The organism is Kocuria sp. ICS0012 (genome assembly GCF_001665945.1).
GTDB lineage: Bacteria > Actinomycetota > Actinomycetes > Actinomycetales > Micrococcaceae > Kocuria > Kocuria marina.
The window spans coordinates 48,677-54,998 of the sequence record NZ_LZMM01000061.1 but is presented as its reverse complement, the minus strand read 5'-3'; the positions used below and the strand labels follow the sequence as shown (position 1 = coordinate 54,998).

Sequence of the window (6,322 nt, the reverse complement as noted above, 5' to 3'; positions counted from 1 at the left end):
TCTGCTCGGAGATGTTTATAAGAGGACGGGGGTGGGAGAAGTCACCGATGTAGGCTACTCCCGAGCCTGCGAGGATGGACCCATGCATCACGACGACTACGAAGAACTCCCGATCCGTGACGAGATGATCCGATTGGGCCAAGCGCTCAAGCTCGCGAACCTCGCGGAGGACGGCCAACACGCCAAGCACTTGGTGTCCGAGGGGCAGGTCACGGTCAACGGCGCGGTGGAACTGCGCCGCGGCGCGCAACTGCACGCCGGAGACGTGATCGCGGTGGTCGGGGCGGAGCTGCCGCCCGTGCGCATCGTGACGGGCTGACGCCCTACGAGGTCGCGTCCACGGCGGCCTGGAGATACTCCTTAATGTGCGCGAGTTCCTCCGGGCAGACCCCGTGACCGATGCCCCGGTACTGGATCTTGGTCAGCTCGGTGTGATCGTTGGCCCACTCGGCGGTGCCGTCTACGAGCACCGAGGTGATCACGGGGTCCTCCGGGTCCCGGCCCCAGAACATGCGCAGCGGCTCGGCGCGCAGCCGGTCGTCCCGGAAGAAATCAGCTTGGGCGTCGTCGGGCGCCACGGGGATCACGAACCCGGACATCCCCACGACGGCGTCCACGAGCTCGGGGACGTGACGCGCCACGGTCGTGGCCATGGCCATGCCCTGGGAGAACCCCAGTAGGAAGACGTGCGTGTGCTGCTGGGACTCTTCGCGCAACCACTCGATCACGGCCTCGGCCGCGGCGACCACGGCGTCCGTGGTGAACGCGAGATCTGCGGCCAGCGGGAACCACTGGAACCCCATGCCCGCACGCTGCGGTGCGCGCACGGACGCGTACGTGTAGCCCTGCGGTAGCGCGAAGCTCAGGGCCATGAGGTCTTCCTCGTACGAACCGTAGCCGTGGAACATGACCACCAAGGGTGTTCCGGCGCGGTCCTGCGGTTCGTTGTTCCAGATCACGTGGGGAGCTTGCTGCATGGTTCCATCCTGACATGCCCACCCGGCACTGCCCGCGGGCCTGAGTCGTTCAGGCGGGTGTGTTAGAAACCGGGTATGGATAAGAGCACTCACTCCCGAGCCCCCTCCGACCCGAAGCACCCTTGGCACCGCATGGTCTCGATCGGCGATTCTTTCACGGAGGGCGTCGGCGATCCCGACGACGCCGTACCCGGCGGTGTGCGCGGTTGGGCCGATCGCGTGGCCGAGGAGCTCGCGCGCCACACCGACGACTTCGCGTACGCCAACCTCGCGATCCGCGGTCGGCTCTTTCAGGGCATCGTGGACGAACAGCTGGAACCGGCCATCGAACTGCGCCCGGACCTCGTGACCATCAGCGCGGGCGGCAACGACATGCTGCGACCCGGTGCGGATCCGGACGACATCGCGGTGCGGCTCGACGCCGTGATCGAGAAACTCGCCGCCACGGGTGCCACGGTCACGATGTTCGACGGCCCGGACATCGGCAACACCCCCGTGCTGCGCAGCATCCGCGGGCGCGTGGCGATCTTCAACGAGAACCTGCGCGTGGTGGCCGCCCGGCACGACGCCGTGATGGTGAACCTCTGGGGACTGCAGCAACTGGGGGAACCTGCCATGTGGGCACCGGACCGGTTGCACTTCTCGCCCCTGGGCCACCAGCTCATCGCGTGCGAGGTCCTGGACTCCCTGGGGGTCGAGCACGACCTGGTCCCCGGCGAGCTCGGGGACCGTCCCGTGCGCACGTGGCGCGAGGCGCGTCGCGAGGACCTCGTGTGGGCCGGGAAGTACCTGGTCCCGTGGGTCGGCCGCCGGATCCGGCGTCGCAGCTCCGGGGACAACATCACCGCCAAGCGCCCTTCGTTCGGGCGCACCACGATCCCCGGTGCGGGCGAGGGCATTCCCGGCGAGGACCGGGAGGGCTGAGCCGGCCCGGGCCCACTGGGTCTCCCCGGCCAGGCCGGCCCGTCAGGGCTCCCTGCTCAGTCCCGCAGCACGGTCTCCCGCAGCAACATGCCCACCTGCGGAGTCTCGATCAGGAACCCGTCGTGCCCGCTCGGGGACGTGATCGTGTGCAGCTCCTGCTCCCCCGGCAGCGCAGCCACGAGTTCGGCGGATTCCGAGGGGAAGAACAACCGATCGGAGTCCACCGCGGCCACGAGCCACTCGCACCGGGTGCGGGCGAGGACGTCCCGTAGCTCGCCGCGGCCCCGAGCGACGTCGTGCGACATCAAGGTCTCGTTGACACTCAGGTACGAGTTCGCGTCGAAGCGGCCCGCGAGTTTGGACGCCTGGTGGTCCAGGTAGCTCTCCACCTGGTACCGACCGCGGTCCGCGACGTGGGTGGCCTCGGGGTCCTCACGGGGTTGGGGGTCGCGGCCGAAGCGCGTCTCCAGCTCGTGCGCGCTGCGATAGGTGATGTGCGCGATCCGCCGCGCGAGCCCCAGACCCGCCTCCGGGTACTCGCCCGCGTAGTAGTCGCCGCCCCGGAAGTTCGGGTCCTGGCGGATCGCGAGCGACTGTGCCTGTCCCCACGCGAGCTGCTCGGCACCCACGCGCGCGTTGGCCGCGATCACGGCGCACGCGGCCACCCGATCCGGGTGGGACACGGCCCACTCGAGGGCGCGCGCCCCGCCCATGGACCCGCCGATCACGAGCCGCCACCGGGAGACTCCGAGCGCCCGAGCGAGCAGGGCCTCCGCGGTCACCGAGTCCCGCACGGTCACGCGCGGGAAACGCGAGCCCCACGGGACGCCGTCCGGTGCGGGGCTCGCGGGTCCCGTGCTGCCGTAGCACCCACCCAGGATGTTGGCGCACACCACGAAGTAGCGGTCCGTGTCGATCGCGGCACCCGGGCCCACGAGTCCGTCCCACCAACCGTCCGCCGCGGCGGCCGCGCCCTCGGGAGCGCTCGCGGCGTCCTCATGCCCCGCACCACCGCGCGCCACGTGCGTGTCACCCGTGAGCGCGTGCTCGATCAGCACCGCGTTGGAACCGTCCGCCGCGAGCTCGCCCCACGTCTCGTACGCGAGGTGCACGTCCGGCAGCCGGAACCGGGACTCGAGCACGAGCTCGCCGAGTTCGGCCCGCCGTACGACGCCGTCGCGCCGCGTGCGCGGCCCGTTGCCCACGACCGTCATGGTCAGTTCCCCGTGTCCTCCGCCGACGACGCCGCGTCGCCGGCAGCGTCGCCGCGCGCACCCACCGCGGCGAATCCGGACTCGAGGTCCGCGAGGATGTCGTCGATGCCCTCGACACCCACGGACAGCCGCACGAATCCCGGTTCCACGCCGGCCGCGAGCTGCTCCTCGTCCTTGAGCTGGGCGTGCGTCGTGGAGGCGGGGTGAATCACGAGCGAGCGCACGTCGCCGATGTTCGCCACGTTGGAGTGCAGGCTCAGGGCGTCCACGAACGCGACACCGGCGTCCCGGCCGCCGTCGAGCACGAAACCGAGCACCGACCCGGCACCCTTGGGCGCGTACTTCAGGGCGCGGTCGTGCCAGCGCGAGGACTCGAGACCGGCGTAGGACACCGAGCGCACCTCGGGGCGGGCCTCGAGCCACTCGGCGACCTTCTGCGCGTTGGCCACGTGACGTTCCATGCGCAACGACAGCGTCTCGATGCCCTGCTCGATCAAGAACGCGTTGAACGGAGAGATCGAGGTCCCCAGATCGCGCAGCAACTGCACACGCGCTTTGAGGATGTACGAGAGGTTGACGCCGAAGGCCCCGTCCGCACCGAGATCGCGGGCGTAGACGAGCCCGTTGTACGTCTCGTCCGGCTGGTTGAAACCGGGGAAGCGCTCGGGGTCCCGCGAGTAGTCGAACGCTCCGGTGTCCACGATGAACCCGCCGATCGCCGTGCCGTGGCCGCCCAGGAACTTGGTGGCCGAGTGCAGCACGATGTCCGCGCCCCACTCGATGGGCCGCACCAGGTAGGGCGTGGCGATCGTGTTGTCCACGATGAGCGGGACACCCGCCTCGTGGGCGATCCCGGCGATCGTCTCGATGTCGAGCACGTCGTTGCGGGGGTTCGGGATGGATTCACCGAAGAACGCCACGGTGTTCTCGCGCACCGCGTCCCGCCACTGCGCGGGATTGTCCGGGTCCGAGACGAACGTGGTCTCCACGCCCATGCGCGGCAGCGTGTGCTTGAGCAGGTTGTACGACCCGCCGTACAGGGACGGGCTGGCCACCACGTGGGTTCCGGCGCCGCCCAGGTTGAGGATCGCGAGCGTGGCCGCGGCCTGCCCGGAGGAGACCATCAGGGCCCCCACGCCGCCCTCGAGGGACGCGACCCGGTTCTCCACGACCTCCGTGGTGGGGTTGGTCAGGCGCGAGTAGATGGGACCCATCTCCTCGAGCGCGAACCGGGCCGCCGCCGTGCGGGCGTCCGGGAACACGAAGGACGTGGTCTGGTGGATCGGCAGGGCGCGCGACCCGGTCACAGGGTCGGGGTTCTGGCCCGCGTGGATCTGTCGGGTCTCGAACGACCAGCCCTGGGGATTGTCGGGGGTGGGAGCGGTGCTCATGGCCGTACTCCTTCTCGGAAGGATCAGGGGTCCGGTGGCGATCCGCACGGTGCCCGTGCTGTGACCGGGCACCAATGACCCGCGCTTGCCGCACGACGTCGGTCGACGCCACGGCCAGGTCCTCACCCAGGGCACCCCACCGCGGAAGGGAGGGTTGCCGGTCAGCTAGCTGGGGCTTCGCGCTGACTCTCGTGACCTATTACCTCATTGTCCGAACCCGGCGGGGCGGGAGTCAAGCCGGGGACGCTGCGAGCGGGCTCGGGGTCAGTGGCCGCTCGTTCCTGCTGTTCCATCTCCCGGGTGTGCAGTTCCCGGTCCTTCATCTCATGTGGATGGACGTAGAACAGACCCGTGAGCACCGCGATCACGAACACCGCGAGCATCACGAAGAACAACGGCCGCACGCCGGTCAGGTAGATGACGGGGATGGCCAGCACCGTGACCAACCCGCCCCCGAAGAACGGTTCGAACACCAGCTGCTTGTAACCGAACGCCTCGAACACCGGGTCTTGGCCTCCGGGTCCACCACGCGCATGAGGATCAGCCCGGTGGCGGTCACCCCCATGGACGGGTGGTAGTCACCGATACCGCGCGCGAGCCAGTAGCGACCGATGATGTGGGGTGCCAACCACAGGAAAATGGCCACGTTGAACGCGATGCCGACCACCGCCAGGATGGTGAACGCCGCCAGCCACGGCCGCGATGGACATGTGCAGGGAGAACGGTTCCACGGAGGACGGGCAGCTGGTCATAGTGCCAGCGGAGTAGTACTCGTCGCTGCGGAACAGGCTCTGGACCCAACCCACCTTGACGCGCACGAACTTCCCCAGGAGCAGGGCGACTCGGAGGATCAGGAGTGTGAAACCGACGGCATTTGCGGACACGGGAACCACCTCGTAGTGATCGGGATCGATATCGGTCTCAGGTCATATAGCGAGGGTTCGGTCGGAGACTCCCCGGCTGATGCTGCGAACTCCAGCCTTTGAGACGCGCGTCTCGTGGACCTGGACCAACACAGTCCCCGCCCGGATCAGCCGTCCCGATGCCAGGTCTCGGGAGGTGCGGAGAGCCGGCCCTGCCCACCGGACCGGGCGGCGCAGGTCACACACTCGCCGGGCTCGCGCTCGATTTGGTGGCCCGTGTGGCCGGTGCCACCATGGCGTCATGAACTTGGATCACGTTTCCTTCGCGGCTCAGCCCGACGGCCTCGAGGCCACCACCGAACGCATCGCGAACCGGTTGGGGATCGAACCGGTCAAGGGCGGTGTGCACCCCCGTTTCGGCACCCGGAACATGATCCTGCCGCTCACCGACCACCAGTACGTGGAGGTCGTCACGGTGCTCGAGCACCCCGCCGCGGAGAAGGCGCCGTTCGGTCAGGCCGTCCGTGCCCGTTCCGACGCCGGCGGCGGCTGGCTCGGCTGGGTCGTAGAGGTCCCCGACCTCGCGCCCTTCGAGGCCAAGCTGGGCCGCCCCTCCGTGCCCGGTGGCCGGTTGTTCCCCGACGGTCGGCAGCTCGAATGGCATCAGATCGGCGTGAAGGGTTTGATCTCCGACCCGCAGTTGCCGTTCATGGTGCACTTCGATTCCGAGGACGAGATGCACCCGTCCCAGGCGCGGATCACGGACGTCCGGTTGAGCGGGATGGAGATCGCCGGCTCCCCCGACCGCGTCACGGAGTGGCTCGGCGGTCCCGTGGAGGACGTCCTGGGCTCGCTGGACGTCACCTGGTGCGCCCCCAACGGCACCCCCGGGGTCATGGCCGTCTCGTTCGACACCCCGGACGGCACCGTCACCATTTGATCTGGTTCCCTTC

7 protein-coding genes and 1 riboswitch are annotated in these 6,322 nt (G+C 69.1%); of the genes, 3 read left to right on the top strand and 4 right to left on the bottom strand.

Annotated features, from left to right (window positions below; genetic code table 11):
• The first annotated feature begins 82 nt into the window (after positions 1-82).
• The gene (locus tag A5728_RS10220; protein WP_064846925.1) at positions 83-319 is read left to right on the top strand and encodes an RNA-binding S4 domain-containing protein; all 237 of its coding nucleotides are present in this window, start codon (positions 83-85) and stop codon (positions 317-319) included.
• A gap of 4 nt (positions 320-323) precedes the next feature.
• Here the strand turns inward: A5728_RS10220 and A5728_RS10215 are convergent, their stop codons facing one another.
• Complete coding sequence (locus A5728_RS10215) at positions 324-977, bottom strand: alpha/beta hydrolase (protein ID WP_064846924.1); 654 nt, start codon at positions 975-977, stop codon at positions 324-326.
• Positions 978-1,052: 75 nt separating this feature from the next.
• On the opposite strand from A5728_RS10215, the gene A5728_RS10210 reads away from it, so the two are divergent.
• Complete coding sequence (locus A5728_RS10210) at positions 1,053-1,901, top strand: SGNH/GDSL hydrolase family protein (protein WP_064846923.1); 849 nt, start codon at positions 1,053-1,055, stop codon at positions 1,899-1,901.
• Positions 1,902-1,957: 56 nt separating this feature from the next.
• On the opposite strand, the gene A5728_RS10205 is transcribed toward A5728_RS10210, so the two are convergent.
• The 3 genes from A5728_RS10205 to A5728_RS14530 all read right to left on the bottom strand — a co-directional run bounded on the left by A5728_RS10205 (position 1,958) and on the right by A5728_RS14530 (position 5,009).
• Positions 1,958-3,115, bottom strand: a complete 1,158-nt coding sequence (locus tag A5728_RS10205; protein ID WP_064846922.1) for a homoserine O-acetyltransferase — start codon at positions 3,113-3,115, stop codon at positions 1,958-1,960.
• Between the two features lie 2 nt (positions 3,116-3,117).
• Positions 3,118-4,506 carry a bifunctional o-acetylhomoserine/o-acetylserine sulfhydrylase gene (locus A5728_RS10200; RefSeq protein WP_064846921.1) on the bottom strand — a complete coding sequence of 463 codons (1,389 nt, stop codon included), beginning with the start codon at positions 4,504-4,506 and terminating at the stop codon, positions 3,118-3,120.
• A gap of 76 nt (positions 4,507-4,582) precedes the next feature.
• A riboswitch (SAM riboswitch) is annotated at positions 4,583-4,703 on the bottom strand.
• Entirely contained in the window at positions 4,668-5,009 is a 342-nt protein-coding gene (locus A5728_RS14530; RefSeq protein ID WP_197493158.1) for a hypothetical protein, read from the bottom strand. (Overlaps the previous riboswitch by 36 nt.)
• Before the next feature lie 661 nt (positions 5,010-5,670).
• Here A5728_RS14530 and A5728_RS10195 point away from each other — a divergent pair.
• Positions 5,671-6,309, top strand: coding sequence for a VOC family protein (locus A5728_RS10195; RefSeq protein WP_064846920.1), 639 nt, complete (start codon positions 5,671-5,673; stop codon positions 6,307-6,309).
• The last annotated feature ends 13 nt before the right edge of the window (positions 6,310-6,322 follow it).

Coding starts and splice junctions, on each gene's coding strand:
- A5728_RS10195 (WP_064846920.1), top strand. CDS start 5,671: ATGAACTTGGATCACGTTTCCTTCGCGGCTCAGCCCGACGGCCTCGAG.
- A5728_RS10215 (WP_064846924.1), bottom strand. CDS start 977: ATGCAGCAAGCTCCCCACGTGATCTGGAACAACGAACCGCAGGACCGC.
- A5728_RS10210 (WP_064846923.1), top strand. CDS start 1,053: ATGGATAAGAGCACTCACTCCCGAGCCCCCTCCGACCCGAAGCACCCT.
- A5728_RS10220 (WP_064846925.1), top strand. CDS start 83: ATGCATCACGACGACTACGAAGAACTCCCGATCCGTGACGAGATGATC.
- A5728_RS10200 (WP_064846921.1), bottom strand. CDS start 4,506: ATGAGCACCGCTCCCACCCCCGACAATCCCCAGGGCTGGTCGTTCGAG.
- A5728_RS10205 (WP_064846922.1), bottom strand. CDS start 3,115: ATGACGGTCGTGGGCAACGGGCCGCGCACGCGGCGCGACGGCGTCGTA.